Origin of the sequence: Defluviimonas salinarum (genome assembly GCF_026013545.1) — a bacterium.
GTDB classification, from domain to species: Bacteria; Pseudomonadota; Alphaproteobacteria; order Rhodobacterales; family Rhodobacteraceae; genus Albidovulum; species Albidovulum salinarum.
In genome coordinates, this window is the sequence record NZ_JAPDOG010000022.1 from 1 (window position 1) to 15,317 (window position 15,317).

Here is a 15,317-nt window from a genome sequence, read left to right on the forward strand (position 1 = left end):
ACTGGCGCAGGGTCGCAACCCGTTACGACAGATGCGCCAAGACCTTCCTTTCCGCCGTCGCACTCGCCGCAACCGTCCTGTTCTGGCTTTGACGATCAATGAGTCTGGAGCCTAAACCCACCGTTTGCCCAGGCGCGACGAATTGGGACTTTGTCCCGCACTGCCGTCGCTTGTTGGCGAAGCAGCAAATGGCGGCGATCATCTAACAAACCGACCTCACGGTCTTTTCCACGGCCGCACCCTCGGCATCGCCGGTGTCACCTCCAACTCCCGTAGCATCCGGCCCGTGATCAACCCATCCCGGATCCAGCCCAGTGAGCAGCCTTACCTGACTGGTCCAGTTTGATTGTTAGTGCATGAGCGGCCTCTGCGCCACTGGGATGATGGTCTCGGGTGCCGGTGATCGATAGCCGAGAGCGCTGTGTGGCCGCTTGGTGTTGTAGTGCCGTCGCCAGCTTTCGATGATGATCTGAGCCTCGCGCAGCGAGTAGAAGATTTCGCCGTCGAGCAGTTCATCTCGGAATCGGCCATTGAAGCTCTCGCAATAGCCGTTCTCCCAAGGCGATCCCGGCTCGATGTAGGCGGTCTTCGCACCGACCGCTCCGATCCAGTCGCGGACCTCCTTCGCCACGAACTCCGGGCCGTTGTCCGATCTGATGTAGGCGGGCGGTCCACGCAGGATGAAGAGGTCAGTGAGTGCATCGATGACGTCGGTCGAGTTCAGCTTCCGACGGACCCGGATCGCCAGGTATTCCCGGCTGAACTCGTCCAGGATGTTCAGCGTCCGGAATGCCTTGCCGTCATCGGTCCGGCAATGGACGAAGTCGTAGGACCAGACGTGGTTGCGATACTCTGGTCTGAGCCGAATGCACGAGCCGTCATGCAGCCAGAGCCGCCCCTTCTTTGGTTGTTTTGATGGCACCTTCAGCCCCTCGCGCCGCCACAGCCGTTCAATGCGACCGTCACTGACCTGCCAGCCCGCGTCTCTCAGCAGGGCCGCGACCCGACGGTATCCGTAACGTCCGTATTGGCGCGCCAGTTCGATCATGTCGGCCACCAGAAGCTCCTCATCGGCACGACCCCTCGGTCGATGTCGCTGAGTGGATCGATGCTGGCCAAGGGCCTGACAAGCCCGACGCTCCGATACTGCCAGCCGCGTGCGGACATGATCGATGCAGGCGCGACGACGCGAAGGGCTCAGAAGTTTCCCCGGGCGGCCTCGGTGAGGATGAGTTTGTCCAAGGTCAAGTCCGAGACGGCCTTCCTCAGCCGCTCGTTCTCCTTCTGCAGCCGCTTCAGCTCCCTCAGTTGGTCGGTTCCCTTCCCGCCAAACTGCTTGCGCCAGCGGTAGTAGGTCTGCTCGGTTACGCGCACTTCGCGGATCGCATCCACGCGCGCCATTCCCTGACCCACCAGCACGTCAACCTGCCGTAGCTTCGTGACAATCTCTTCCGGCTTGTGTCGCTTGTTCGCCATTCCTGGTCCTCCGTTCCCTAAACATAGCGGTGGACCAATTCAGTTGGGGAGGCTCACGAGGGAACCAAAACGTTGGGGTCCGCCTTGCCTGCCGGCGAACAGCCGGTCTACAGGACTTCGAAGAGGCCGGCTGCGCCCATGCCGCCGCCCACGCACATCGTGCAGACGACGTACCGGGCGCCACGGCGTTTGCCTTCGATCAGGGCGTGGCCCACCATGCGGGCGCCCGACATACCGTAAGGATGGCCGATCGAGATCGCGCCGCCGTTCACGTTCAGAAGCTCGTTCGGGATGCCCAGAACGCGGGCCGATTGCAGGACCTGGCTCGCGAAGGCCTCGTTCAGTTCCCAAAGGCCGATGTCATCCATTGTCAGCCCGTGGGCCTCCAGAAGTTTCGGCACCGCATAGATTGGGCCGATGCCCATCTCGTCGGGCTCGCAGCCCGCGGCCATGACGCCGACGTAGCGGCCCAACGGCTGCAGACCGCGCTTCTCGGCCTCCTTCGCCTCCATGATCACGGCCGCCGATGCACCGTCGGAAAGCTGCGAAGCGTTCCCTGCGGTGATGAAACGGCCTTCCTTCACGGTCTGGCCATCCTTGAACACGGGGCTGAGGCCCTGCAGATTCTCCAGGGTGGTCGAGGGGCGGTTGCCTTCGTCCTTCGCGAGCGTGACCTCCTGGTAGGAGATCTCCTTGGCTTTCCTGTCCATGACGGCCATGGAAGTGGTCAGCGGCACGATCTCTTCGTCGAACTTTCCGGCCGCTTGCGCCGCTGCCGTGCGCTGCTGCGATTGCAGCGCATAGGCATCCTGATCCTCGCGGCTAACGCCGTAGCGAGCCGCCACGATCTCCGCCGTCTCCAGCATCGTCATGTAAAGTTCGGGCTTGTGCTGCCGGGTCCAGGGGTCGGCCAGCCAGTCCGTGCGCATCTTCTCGTTCTGGACGAGCGTAATCGACTCCACGCCGCCGCCGATGCAAATCTCCATGCCGTCATGGATGATTTGCTTGGCCGCGGTAGCGATCGCCATCATGCCCGAGGCACATTGGCGATCCAACGACATGCCGGCGATGGACACCGGCAGACCGGCGCGGATCACGGCCTGACGGCCGATATTGCCCCCGGTCGAGCCCTGCTGGATGGCCGTGCCGATCACGCAATCGCTGATCTCATGGCCTTCCAGCCCGGCACGCGAAACGGCGTGCTTCACCGCATGGCCGATCAGTTCCTGCGCCGAGGTGTTGTTGAACGCGCCGCGAAAGGCCTTGCCGATCGGGGTGCGGGCGGTGGAGACGATGACTGCACCACGCATTCTGGGTGTCCTGAGGCTGGAGGTCATTCATTCCACGGCAGTGGCAGGCCACCGGCCGCCGCCGCCATGCGGGCGTATTTGCGGGTCTGGACAAAGGCATTGTCCATCACCTGCTGGTTCGACGGATCACGGATCTTGTCCATCGCGGCGAGAACGCCTTCAGGCGTTAGGTCGGCGCCATGCAGGGCGACGCCTTCCGTCTCGTAAATCCGGGTTTCGGCGAAACAGCCCGCACCACCACCCATGATCATCTTGGTCGGCGCCGCTTCGCTGACGAGCGCCAGCAGCCCGGGCGTGATCGTCTCGGGCTGCAGCAGTTCGAGCAGATCTTGATTCAGCAGCCCCTCGGTCATCCGTGTCGCTGCGGTCGGCGCCAGCATGTTCACGCGGATATCGTACTTGGCCCCTTCCTGAGAAAGCACGTTCATCAGGCCGAGCATGGCGGACTTGGCGGCGCCATAGTTCGACTGGCCGAAATTGCCGTACATGCCGCTGCTGGAGGTCGTGTAGACGATCCGGCCATATCCACGCGCAACCATGTGCTGCCACAGTGCGTGGGTGGTGTTGACCGAGCCCATCAGATGGACCTCCACGACCGTCCGGAAATCTTCCAGCGTCATCTTCGCGAAGGTCTTGTCGCGAAGTATGCCCGCGTTGTTCACCAGGATGTCGACATGGCCAAACTCGGCAATCGCTGCGTCGACCATTGCCTGAACCTGTTCGGCATTCGCAACGTTGGCGCCATTGGCGATCGCTTCGCCGCCGGCGGCCCGGATTTCCGCGACAACGGAGCGTGCAGCGTCTGAACCGGAGCCTGTGCCGTCTCTGGACACGCCCAGATCGTTAACGACCACTTTGGCGCCGCGCGCGGCAAGACCCAGCGCATGGCTGCGGCCCAGACCTGCGCCCGCACCTGTAACGATGGCCACGCGGCCATCAAAACGGACTTCGCTCATTCCTTTCCCTCCGACATGTACCGGCGGCCGATCCATTCCGCGATCAGCGCCGGCTTTTCCTGACCTTCGATTTCCACCGTCACCGAGAGAAGGATCTGGAGTTCCCCCGGGCGTATCTCTTTCATCTCGGTCAAGACGAAACGGCCGCGCACGCGGGCGTTCACCTTGACAGGCGAGACGAAACGCACCTTGCCGAACCCGCAGTTCACGCCCATCACGACGCCTTCGATCGACGGAATTTCGTAGACCATCGACGACAGCATAGAGAGGGTCAGGAACCCGTGGGCGATCGTTGTGCCGAAGGGTGTCTTCGCAGCGGCAACGGGATCAACATGGACAAACTGATGATCGTTAGTGCAGTCCGCGAACTGGTCGATCTGAGCCTGCGTGATCGTGTACCAGTCCGATACACCGAGTTCCTTGCCCATCAGCGCCTCGAACGCGGCCCGGGACAGCAATTCTCCGGATGGAAGTGTCATCTCGTAACTCCTCGTCGAACGGTATATTCGCGATTGCCCACCGCCCGATCCAACGCAGGCACCGCAGAAAACCAATAGTCTAGAAAAGGTCTTACAGTAAAAAAACTGACCAATGGTAACTTAAATTTCTCCGATCCCCACCCCATAGGGCGCCCGCCGCTTCCCGAGTGGCGGAAAGAGGCGTCGTGGCCAGGTTTTAATGTTGCTATTCAATAGCTTGCGCGCGCGGCCCCGGTGTCGGGGGGGGGCGAGGCGATCCGCAGTGACGTTGCGTTCCGACCGTTCACGACTGTCGATGTCGCGCCCGAACTACACGGCATTCCCGGTCCATCACGGCGAATCAACGGTTTGTATTCAGGCATCTGCGGGAAATCCCGCGCGATCGAACGGCGTCAAGCCGATGGCGTGTCGATCGGATGGGCTCGCGCCTGCGCCCCAACAGACGGCGCAGGAAACGCTGGGCGCGGAATGTTCCGACCAGCATTCAAAGCAGATGTACCGCGCCCGCGATGCGGGTCAGGCGAGAAACCCTTGCAAAGTCTCCCGGGCGATGTTTTCGGCCACCTCGGCGGGTTTCATCTTGCCGCCGGGCCTGAACCAGATGCCGACCCAGTTGGCGGCGCCCAGGATGACGAGGCTGGCGAGCCTGGGGTCGAGGTCCGCCCGCATGGAGCCATCCTTCACCCCGTCGGCAAGCAGCTGGCGGATGATCGTGTCAACCTCGTCCCGTCGTTCCTGAACGATGGTTCCATCGGCTTCCTTGACCACTGGCGGAACATAGTTCCAAAGATATTGCATGTCGTTTCGGGTCACGATCTTGATGTATTCGACGATCGTCTTGTGCAGTTTCTCGGCTGCCGAACCCGGGCCTTCCGCAGTCTTGCGAATGGCCTCCAAAATGCTCTCCAAGCCCGCCTGATAGCACTGCATCAGAAGGTCGGACTTGCTGCTCACATAGTGGTAGAGCGCGGTTTTGGTGACGCCCAGTTCGGACGCGATGGAGTTCAGGGAGACGCTGTCAAACCCTTCCCGCCCGAATTTTTCGGATGCGCAGCGAACGATCTCGCGTCGCTTTATCTCGCGCAGTTCATCTTTCGTCGGGAAGCCACGGAATTCGGTCATGCGATTTTGTCACCTGCGAATTGCTTGAAGTCAAGCATATTACCAATGGTCTATTGACTGACCCGTGGTAGGTTTTGTATCCCATTTCATGAGCGCGCGGCTCGAGACCAAGAATCGGCGTCCGTCACTGGCGTAGGCGCGGATGACCTGGGCCGGACCGTCAGGGTGAAACCGCTGGCCAAACTGGTGCCGCGTTTGCTGCGTGAGGACCTGGCTGAGCATAGCCAGGGAATTTTGGAGGCAACCGGTGCTGAAAAAGATCCTGATCGCCAACCGTGGTGAAATCGCCATTCGCATCGCCCGGACTGCTGCGGCGATGGGCATCAAGACCGTGGCCATCCACTCGCCGGATGATGCGCTGTCGCTGCACGTCAAGCATGCCGACGAGGTTCGGAAGCTCAGCAAGCCGGGCGTGTCAGGCTATCTCGACATCGAAGAGATCGTGGCGATTGCGGCCGAGACCGGGTGCGACGCGGTGCATCCGGGCTATGGCCTGTTGAGCGAACGCGCGGATTTTGCACGGGCCTGCGCGGTGAGGGGCATCACCTTTGTCGGGCCCGACGAAGGAATGCTGGCCAGTCAGGGGGACAAGGTTTCGGCCCGGACGCTGGCCAAGCGGGCAGGGGTGCCGGTGATTGAAGGATCCGAGCCGTTGACCTCGGCCGAGGAGGCGCGGGCGTTCTTCGAAACGCAAGGCGGCAAGCCCCTAATGCTCAAGGCGGTTAACGGCGGTGGCGGGCGCGGGATGCGCGTCGTCCATGCGGCGGACGAAATAGAAAGTGCCTTCCGGCAGTGCCAAGCCGAGGCACTGGCCGCCTTCGGCGAAGATGCGGTCTATGCCGAACGGTTCCTGCCCTCAGTGCGGCACATCGAAGTGCAGATGATCGGCGATGGTCAAAACGTCACCCATCTGTGGGAGCGCGACTGCTCGGCCCAACGCCGCAACCAGAAGATCATCGAACTTGCCCCCGCGCCGAACCTCGACCCCGAAACCCGCGCGGGGCTTCTCGACGCGGCGGTCGCGATCGGCAAAGCCTGCGACTATCGTGGACTTGGCACGGTCGAGTTCCTCGTCGAGGCCGGGACGACCGGGCGCGCCGGCTTCTATTTCATCGAAACCAACCCGCGCATTCAGGTCGAACACACGATTACCGAGGAAATCACTGGCCGCGATCTGGTCGAGATCCAGCTGCGCATCGCCGGCGGCGAGACGCTGGCCGACATCGGCCTCGAAGTCGCGAACCCCGCGCCGCCATTGGGGTTCTGCGTCCAGACGCGCGTCAATACCGAGACGTTCAAGGAGAACGGTGACGTCGTCCCGACAGGCGGCGTGCTGACCGCATTCGAGGCCCCGTCAGGCCCGGGCGTGCGCGTCGATACCTACGGCTACGCGGGCTATCGCACCAACCCGAACTTCGATTCACTCCTGGCCAAGGTGATCGTCCATGAGAAATCAGGCGATCTGACGCGTCTGTTTGCGCGGACGGAACGCGCGCTTTCCGAACTGCATGTCGGAGGTGTCGAAACCAATGCCCGGTTTCTCCGCCGCCTGCTGCGCCTGCCGGAACTGTCGGAATGGCGCGTGGACGTCCGTGCCATCGACGCGAAGATCCGCGAACTCGCTTCAAGCGCCGACCACGGCTCGCGCAACCGGTATTTCGACAGGTTCGAAGAGCAGGGCAGCCCGTCCGCGGCCGCTCACATCGACGTGCCGGACGGGGCCGAAGTCGTCCGTGCCCCGATGCAGGCGGTGCTTTACGGCGTGTCCGTCGCCGCCGGTGACGAGGTCAGCAAGGATCAGGAACTTGCCGTCATCGAGGCGATGAAGATGCAGCACGTCTTGACCGCACCTTGCGCGGGTACCGTGATCGATATCTATGCCGAGGCGGGCGCCGTTGTCGGCGGAGGGGACCCCATCATCGCCGTCGAGCCGAATGCAGATGCGGGCGCCGAGACCGAAGCCAGTACGGCGGTCGATCTTGACCGGGTGCGCCCCGACTTGCGGCGACTGCGCGACCGGATCGAGTTGACGCTTGATGAGAAACGTCCGCGCGCAGTTGCGCGCCGCCGCGATCGGGGGCAGCGGACCACCCGCGAACACGTCGCTGCGCTTTGCGAAGGCGGGGATTTCCACGAATATGGCCAGCTGGTGATTGCCGGCCAGCGCCGCAAACTCGGGCATGAGGCCTTGCTGGAAGTGTCGCCGGCCGACGGTATTGTGACCGGCGTTGGCTCCGTCAATGCTGAACAGTTCACGGAAGAGCGCAATCAGGTTGCAATCCTGGCCTATGACTCGACGGTCATGGCGGGCACCCAAGGCATTTTCGGCCACAAGAAAACCGACCGGATGATCGAGGTCGCCCACGATCTGGGCCTGCCGACCATCTTCTTCACCGAAGGCGGCGGTGGGCGGCCGAACGATGTGGATTTCGCCGATACGATGCACTCGGCGCTGGATATCAAGACCTTCAGCGAATTTGCTAGGCTGAAGGGCTGGGGCCCGCGGATCACGGTCAACTCGGGCTACTGCTTCGCCGGGAACGCGGCGCTTTTCGGCACAGGAGACATTCGCATCGCCACGCGCAACAGCTGGATCGGTCTCGCCGGGCCGGCGATGATCGAGGCCGGCGGTCTGGGTAGCTACTCGGCCAAGGAGATCGGCCCGGCACCGATGCACGCGCAAACCGGCCTGCTCGACATACTGGCCGAGGATGACGAAGATGCGGCCAGGCTCGCGCGGCAGGTCCTGTCCTATTTTCAGGGCGCGGTTGCCGACTGGGACGCCGCAGATCAGCGGCATCTGCGCCACATCGTGCCTGAGAACCGAATGCGCGCCTACCCGGTGCGCTCCGTCATCGAAACACTGGCCGACACCGGAAGTTTCCTGGAACTGGGCGCGAAACACGCGCCGGGTCTTGTGACCGGATTCCTGCGCGTCGAGGGACGGCCCCTTGGTCTGATCGCGAACAATCCCCATCATCTGGGTGGCGCGCTTGACGCTCCGGCCTCGGCCAAGGGCGCGCGGTTCCTGAAGCTCTGCGCGCGTTTCGGCATGCCGGTCCTGTCGCTCTGCGACACACCCGGCTTCATGGTGGGGCCCGAAAACGAACGCCAGGGCGGCGTCGCCGCAGCCAGCGACCTCATCGGTGCCGGTGCGCATCTGGGCAGCCCGCTTTTCCTCGTCGTGCTGCGCAAGGGATACGGGATCGGTGCGCAGGCGATGGCAGGCGGCAGCTTTGCCAACCCGGTCTTCGCAACCGCCTGGCCCACCGGTGAATTCGGCGCGATGGGGCTTGAGGGAAGCGTCCGCCTTGGCTTCGCGAAAGAGCTTGAGGCCGAGAAGGACCCCGAGGCGCGGCAGCGACTCTACGACAAGCTGGTGGCCAGCGCCTATGCCGAAGGCGGCGCGCTCAACGTGGCCTCCTACCAGGAGATCGACGCCGTGATCGACCCCTTCGATACCCGCAAGTGGCTTGTCAAGGGGTTGCGCATGTCGGCGGCGAAGAAGCCGTTTTGAAACGTTGACCTGGATCGCTGCCGGCGCATGACCGCATTGTTCGACACGCGATCATGCGCCGCGCTGGCCGGTCGAGGTCAGCATCCAACGAGAAGTCAGGATCGTCGCCGGAGTTTTAGAGGAGGGAGAAGCGTCTCACGGGGTGGTGCGGTCCATACCTCACTGCAGAAGCTGTGCCGCCTCGGCGTATGACAGGCCTTCTACTTCGCACAGGCTATCTACGAGCGTGCAGCGAAAGGTCATTGCATGTTTCGCAACCCTCGCTGCTCGCTCATAGCCCAGTTGATGTACGAGATCGACGGCATTAACCAGGCTGTTCGCCAGCAGCGAGGCGCAGCGCTGCTCATCCGCCTTGATGCCGCGGACACATTTCTCCGCAAGGTGCTCGAACGCGCGACTGAGCATCCGCATGGATTGCAGGACATTGAGCGCGGCGATTGGTTCCATCGCATTGAGTTGCAGCTGACCGGCTTCCGCCGCCAGCGTGACGGTGAGATCATTGCCGATGACCTGAAACGCGACCTGATTGACCACCTCCGGAATGACGGGATTAACCTTGCCCGGCATGATGGACGAACCGGCTTGTATCGGGGGCAGGACAAGTTCGCCGATCCCAGCGCGCGGTCCGCTGCTCAGAAGGCGCAGATCGTTGCACACTTTCGATATCTTGACCGCGATGCGTTTCAGCATGCCGGAAAACATGACGATGTCACCAAGCTCCGAGGAGGCCTCGATCAGGTTGTCGGCAAGCCGAAGCGGGCGGCCAGATATCCGCGACAACTCTTCGATGACACGCGGGGCGTAACCCGTCGGCGTGTTGGTTCCGGTGCCAACCGCAGTGCCGCCAAGATTGATTTCATGCAAAAGCGCCGCTACCTCATCAATGCGCCGGCAGTCCTCCGAAAACGTCACGGCAAAGGCCGCGAATTCATCTCCCAACGAGATCGGCACCGCATCCTGAAGCTGGGTGCGTCCGACCTTCATGATGGGACGGAACTCATCCGCCTTTTCGTTGAAGGCCGCGACGAGCGAGGAAATCGCGGCTTTCAGTGGGCCAATTCCCGCCAACATGGCCAGCCGCAACGCCGACGGATACACGTCATTCGTGGACTGCGACCGGTTGACGTCGTCATTCGGGTGCAGAACGCGATAGTCCCCGAAGGGCAATCCCAGATGCGCCAGAGCCGCATTGGCGATCACTTCGTTGGCGTTCATGTTGGTCGAGGTGCCCGCGCCACCCTGCACCATATCCACGACGAACTGGTCATGATGCTGCCCGCCGATCACCTCTTCGCAGGCTTCACAGATCGCCTGGGACTTCTCTGCGGAAAGCACGCCCAGATCCCGGTTGGTAAGGGCCGCGGCCTTCTTGATCATCGCCAGTGCCACGACAAGCTCGGGAAAGTCCGACAGCTTCAGCGCGGTGAACTGAAAGTTCCCCCGTGCCCGTTCCGTGTGTGCGCCATACATGGCACTGGCTGGAACCTGTACCTCGCCGAGCGAATCCCGTTCAGTGCGATAGGTCTGAGTCATTTCGGAGTTCCGATCTGATGAGGACAGGGTTCGCGATGTTAGCGCGGGCATTCTGAGCTCCGGTCGTCGCAGCTTCCGAGGTAGCGTTCAGGACAAAACTTCCTTTACGGCGTCCGCCAGCTTGCCGACGACCTCATCCGCCTCTTCGCGGGTAAGGCAGAAGGGCGGCGCGAAGCCAAGGATGTCACCCTGCGGCATGGCCCGGCTGATGACCCGGCGGTTCAGAAGCGCGGCATTCACCTTCGCACCCACCGCCCTGGCCGGATCGAAGAAGGTGCGGTCAGCCCTGTCCTCGACGAACTCGACCGCGCAGAGCAGGCCCTCGCCCCGGATGTCACCGACATTCGGATGATCGCCCAGGGCGGAGACAAGTGCGTCCTTGAAATACGCCCCGGTATCGCGGGCATTGCCGATCAGGTCGAGATCGTCGATGAGCTTGAGATTGGCGACGCCGGCGGCGGCGCCGATCGGGTGGGCCGAATAGGTCCAGCCGTGGCCGATCGAGCCGAACTGGTCGGTGCCCTGTTCCAGCACCGTCCAGACCTTGTCCGAAACGATCGAGCCCGACAGCGGCGCATAGGCCGAGGTCAGACCCTTGGCGATGGTGATGATGTCGGGCTTGATGCCGTAATGCTCGGACCCGAACATCGTGCCGAGCCGGCCGAAGCCGGTGACGACCTCGTCGGCGATCAGCAGGATGTCGTGCTTTTGCAGCACGGCCTGGATCGCCGGCCAGTAGCCGGCCGGCGGCGGCACAAGGCCGCCGGTGCCAAGCGCCGGCTCGCCGATGAAGGCGGCGATCGTGTCCGCGCCCTCGCGCTCGATCAGCGCTTCGAGTTCGGCCACGCAATGGGCAACGAAATCGGTTTCGGACTGCGCGAGGTCCCTTCGGCGGAAGTAATAGGGCGCCTCGGTGTGCACGACCTGCGTCAGCGGCAGGTCGAACTTCTTGTGGAACAGGTCGAGACCCGTCAGCGACCCGGTCATCAGACCCGAGCCGTGATAGCCGCGCCAGCGCGAAATGATCTTCTTCTTCGCGGGCTGACCCAGCACGTTATTGAAATACCAGACCAACTTGATGTTGGTTTCGTTCGCGTCCGATCCGCTCAGGCCGAAATAGACCTTGCTCATGTGATCGGGCGCGCGATCGAGAATCATCTTGGCAAGCGTGATAGACGCCTCGGTGCCGTGGCCGACATAGGAATGGTAGTAGGCAAGCTGGTGCGCCTGTTCGGCAATGGCCTCGGCGATCTCGGTGCGGCCATAGCCGACGTTCACGCAGTAGAGCCCGGCAAAGGCATCGAGCAGACGGTTTCCGTTGCGGTCCTGGATATGGCAGCCCGAACCGCCGGTGACGACACGCTGGGGAAGGTTGCCGCGGGCAAATTCCGCGAGGTGGGTCGAGGGGTGAAAGAAGTTCTCGCGGTCCCACTGTTCAAGTTGGTCATTGTGCAGCATCGTGTTTCCTTTCCCTTCTCAGGCCCAGTCCCGGCAGACGTATTTGATCTCCATGAATTCCTGCATTCCGCACCTCGCGCCTTCGCGCCCCAGACCGGATTGCTTGGTCCCGCCGAAGGGAATCGGCGCGCCCGTGACCTTGGTCCGGTTGACCGCGACCATACCGTATTGCAGCGCCCGGCTTAGTCGGTAGATGCGCCGCGGATCGTGGCTGTGCAGATAGGCGATCAGGCCGTACTCGGTGTCGTTGGCCAGCGCGACGACCTCATCCTCGCCGTCGAACGGCGTGATCGCCGCCACCGGGCCAAAGGTCTCCTCGCGCATGATCAGCGCCTCGGCGGGCACGTCGGTCAGCACGGTCGGCTCGTAGAAAAGCGGACCCAGTGCATGACGCTTGCCGCCACAGCCAAGCCGGGCGCCTTTTGCCAACGCGTCGGCGACGTGCTCTTCCTGTTTGGCCACGGCCTTTTCGTTCATCAGCGGCCCGATATCGGGATCGTCCATCCCCTTGCCGACGGTCAGCGCCCGCGTTGCGGCGATGAATTTCGCGCAGAAGGCGTCATAGACCGGACGTTCGACAAAGATGCGGTTGGCGCCAAGGCAATCCTGCCCCGATGTTGCGAACTTGGCCTTGATGCTCTCGGTCACGGCATGGTCGAGATCGACGCCTTTAAATATGATGACCGGCGCATGTCCGCCCAGTTCCATGACCAGCTTCTTCACGGTATCGGCGGACTGGCGGTAAAGCAGCCGCCCGACCTCGGTCGAACCGGTGAACGATAGGGCGCGCACGCGGGTATCTTTCGTCCAGGGTGGAACGACGGTCGAGGCGCGGCCCGTGACCACGTTAAACACCCCCGGCGGAAAGCCCGCGCGCTCGGCCAGTTCGGCCAGCGCCAGCGCCGAATACGGCGTTTCCGACGATGGATGAGCGACGATCGTGCAGCCGGCGGCCAGCGCCGCTGCCGCCTTGCGGGTCAGCATCGCGGCTGGAAAGTTCCAGGGCGTGATCAGCGCCACGACCCCCACCGGTTCCAGCCAGAGTTCAACCTCGGCATCGTTAAGATGGCTGGTCACGCCCTCGATGTTCGGACGCTTTGCCTCTTCGGCATAGTATTCAATGAACGAGGCAGCATAGTCGATCTCGCCGCGCGCTTCCGAAACGGGCTTGCCCTGTTCGAGCACCATGATCCGGGCCAGGTCTTCCTTCGCGGCGATCACCAGATCGAACCAGCGGCGCAGGATCGCGGCGCGGTCCTGCGGCAGCATTCCGGCCCAGCCGGCGAAGGCGCCTTGCGCCGCATCGACCGCGCCCGTGCTTTCCTCTTCCGAAAGCGCCGAGACCTCGCCCAGCAGCGCACCGGTGGCCGGATCGCTAACGGCCAGAACGGCGCCGTCGGCTGCAGCGGTCCATTTTCCGCCGATATAGGAAAAAGACCGGACGAGCCTGGCGTCAGCCACCGGAATTCCGGTTGGGGAGGTTTCTTGGTTCATCACGCGACCTCGAAAAAGTTGCACTTTCGTTGGCCGAAAGAATAGTGCAGCGCGGTCCGTGGGTGTCTCTGTTCTCGCGTTGAAAATCAGAAGAAACAGTAAGTTACGACGGTGAATCCACGGATTTTATCTGCCTGCTGCCGGAAGCTCCTCGGGGATGTCCTTGACGGTCTTGGTGACGATGTAGCCGAAGTACCGCTCGATCCCCAGATCGCTATCGAGAAGCACGTCCATCAGGCGCTGATACGCATCCACATCCGCCACGACCGCCCGAAGGATATAGTCGATGCCGCCGCCGGTCGCCCAGCAGGCCTGGATCTGCTCGACCCCCTGCACGGCCTGCTCGAACCGGCGAAAATCCCCAGCCTTGTGTCCGGCAAGCGTAACCTCGACGAGAACTTCGGTCACGGGTGCGATAGCACGAATGTCGATCATGGCGCGATAACCGGTGATCAATCCGGCCTTTTCAAGCTTCTTCAGGCGTTCCCAGCAGGGGCTCGGCGAAAGGTTGACCCGCTCAGCGAGCGCCGTCTTGGTGATGCGTCCGTTCCGCTGTAGCTCTCGCAGGATAGCGAAGTCAAAGGCGTCGAGTTTCAATGGTCTTGCCATCGCACTCTCCTTGTTGCGCCAACGGCGAGGGATGGGCTGCCAGCCTATTTCAAGAAACATCCTCCGGCGCTGGTGCACCGGAGGATCTTAGGCAGCCGATCAACTGTTGCCTCAGGCTTGGAAGACTTCCTTCGGGAAGTCAAAAAGCGAGCGGCAACCGCTCTCGGTCACGACGATCGACTCGGTGATGCCGACGCCGCCGAAGCCCGGAACTTGGACCCAGGGGATCAGGTGGAAGGTCATGTTCTTCTCCAGCGGCCGGTCATGGGCGTCCACCATCGACAGGATGTGGCCTTCGCCCCAGTCGGGCGGGAAGCCGATCCCGATGGAATAGGCCGTCCGCGCGGCCTGTTCGACATGCGGCGCGCCCTTCTTGATGATGTCGCGGGCGATCTTGTCGATATCGCATGCGGGGACGCCGGGCTTGATCGCTTCCATCGTCGCCTGCATGGCCTCGAGGCAGACCTTCTCGCCGTCCTTGATCTCCTGCGGGGTCTTGCCAATGGTCACGGTTCGCATCATTGGCGCGTGATAGCGGTTGTAGCAGCCCGCGACCTCGAGGAAGACATAGTCTTGGGCATTGGTCACGCGCCGTTCCCAGGTCATGTGACCAACCGCACCACGCCAGCCGGTCGCGACGAAGGGCGCCATCGCCGGCCATTCCGATCCGGCCTTGAGCATCGCGTGATAGATCTCGGCGGCGATGTCGTTTTCCGACACGCCCGGACCGGCGGCCTTGATGCCCGCCATCATGCCCGCCTCAGTCGTCTTGGCGGCCAGTTCCATCTTTTCGATCTCGAGATCGGATTTCACGACACGCAGCTCTTCGACGATGCCGGTGCAGTTGGCGAACTTGGCGTTCGGCAGTTTCGAGATCAGCCCTTCCTGTTCGTGCTTGCGGAAGAAATAGGCGTTCATGTCGAGCCCGATCCTGCCCTTGTCGAGGCCCCATTCAATCAGGGCGTCGGCCAGCACGCGCGTCGGGTCGGTGAAGTCGGCATAGGGCCGCGAATGCTTGATCCAGGTGCGCGCCGGGATGTTGCTCGATTCCAGCAGGCGCGTGACCATGAAGGGTTCTTTGTCGAGCGGAACCACGATGACCTGGAACCAGTAGTAGCCAGGGGTCTGGTAGCCGGAAAGGTAGAACAGATCGTGCGGCATCGACATGATCACGGCATCAAGGCCGCGTGCCGCCATCAGCTTGCGCAGGTTCGCGACACGGGTGTCGAACTCCGCCTGTGGAAATACAAGATCGCCATGTTCGGGCATTCTGAGTGTCCTTCTTGGTTGGTCGGTAGGGGCAGTCGCTCCGGCGGAGCAGCTGGGGGTTGGGTCGATCAGATCACGGTCGGCGGGCGCCATC

General features: G+C 62.6%; 11 protein-coding genes and 1 pseudogene. 2 read left to right on the top strand and 10 right to left on the bottom strand.

Translation table 11 applies throughout. The features are described 5' to 3' along the window. Nucleotides 1–92, top strand: a pseudogene (locus OM960_RS18895) (IS5/IS1182 family transposase); the annotation flags it as partial. Between the two features lie 257 nt (nt 93–349). Here the strand turns inward: OM960_RS18895 and OM960_RS18900 are convergent. The 5 genes from OM960_RS18900 to OM960_RS18920 form a co-directional block, all read right to left on the bottom strand. After that, nucleotides 350–1,476 (bottom strand): IS3 family transposase gene (locus OM960_RS18900; protein WP_264773048.1). Its coding sequence is split into 2 segments (ribosomal slippage): nt 350–1,212 and nt 1,212–1,476, totalling 1,128 coding nucleotides; the frame shifts between segments, so codons are not numbered across the junction. Nucleotides 1,477–1,583: 107 nt separating this feature from the next. Next, on the bottom strand, nt 1,584–2,786 hold the full coding sequence (locus OM960_RS18905) for an acetyl-CoA C-acyltransferase (RefSeq protein ID WP_264773103.1): 1,203 nt from the start codon (nt 2,784–2,786) through the stop codon (nt 1,584–1,586). 23 nt (nt 2,787–2,809) lie between these two features. Continuing rightward, on the bottom strand, nt 2,810–3,742 hold the full coding sequence (locus OM960_RS18910; RefSeq protein ID WP_264773049.1) for an SDR family NAD(P)-dependent oxidoreductase: 933 nt from the start codon (nt 3,740–3,742) through the stop codon (nt 2,810–2,812). Next, on the bottom strand, nt 3,739–4,221 hold the full coding sequence (locus OM960_RS18915; protein ID WP_264773050.1) for a MaoC family dehydratase: 483 nt from the start codon (nt 4,219–4,221) through the stop codon (nt 3,739–3,741). The genes OM960_RS18910 and OM960_RS18915 overlap by 4 nt, the downstream gene beginning before the upstream one ends. A 516-nt stretch (nt 4,222–4,737) precedes the next feature. Then, entirely contained in the window at nt 4,738–5,343 is a 606-nt protein-coding gene (locus OM960_RS18920; RefSeq protein ID WP_264773051.1) for a TetR/AcrR family transcriptional regulator, read from the bottom strand. 247 nt (nt 5,344–5,590) lie between these two features. Between OM960_RS18920 and OM960_RS18925 the strand changes: the two genes are divergently transcribed. Further along, nucleotides 5,591–8,860, top strand: a complete 3,270-nt coding sequence (locus OM960_RS18925; protein WP_264773052.1) for an acetyl-CoA carboxylase family protein — start codon at nt 5,591–5,593, stop codon at nt 8,858–8,860. A gap of 159 nt (nt 8,861–9,019) precedes the next feature. Here the strand turns inward: OM960_RS18925 and OM960_RS18930 are convergent, their stop codons facing one another. From OM960_RS18930 to OM960_RS18950, 5 genes are all read right to left on the bottom strand, one after another. Further along, nucleotides 9,020–10,393, bottom strand: a complete 1,374-nt coding sequence (locus OM960_RS18930; RefSeq protein ID WP_264773053.1) for an aspartate ammonia-lyase — start codon at nt 10,391–10,393, stop codon at nt 9,020–9,022. A gap of 87 nt (nt 10,394–10,480) precedes the next feature. Beyond that, the gene (locus OM960_RS18935; protein WP_264773054.1) at nt 10,481–11,851 is read right to left on the bottom strand and encodes an aspartate aminotransferase family protein; all 1,371 of its coding nucleotides are present in this window, start codon (nt 11,849–11,851) and stop codon (nt 10,481–10,483) included. Nucleotides 11,852–11,869: 18 nt separating this feature from the next. Next, the gene (locus OM960_RS18940; protein WP_432759530.1) at nt 11,870–13,312 is read right to left on the bottom strand and encodes an NAD-dependent succinate-semialdehyde dehydrogenase; all 1,443 of its coding nucleotides are present in this window, start codon (nt 13,310–13,312) and stop codon (nt 11,870–11,872) included. Nucleotides 13,313–13,471: 159 nt separating this feature from the next. Further along, a complete protein-coding gene (locus tag OM960_RS18945) occupies nt 13,472–13,954 on the bottom strand; it encodes an Lrp/AsnC family transcriptional regulator (protein WP_264773056.1) in 483 nt (160 codons plus the stop codon). Between the two features lie 111 nt (nt 13,955–14,065). Continuing rightward, entirely contained in the window at nt 14,066–15,223 is a 1,158-nt protein-coding gene (locus tag OM960_RS18950; RefSeq protein WP_264773057.1) for a M24 family metallopeptidase, read from the bottom strand. Between the last annotated feature and the right edge of the window lie 94 nt (nt 15,224–15,317).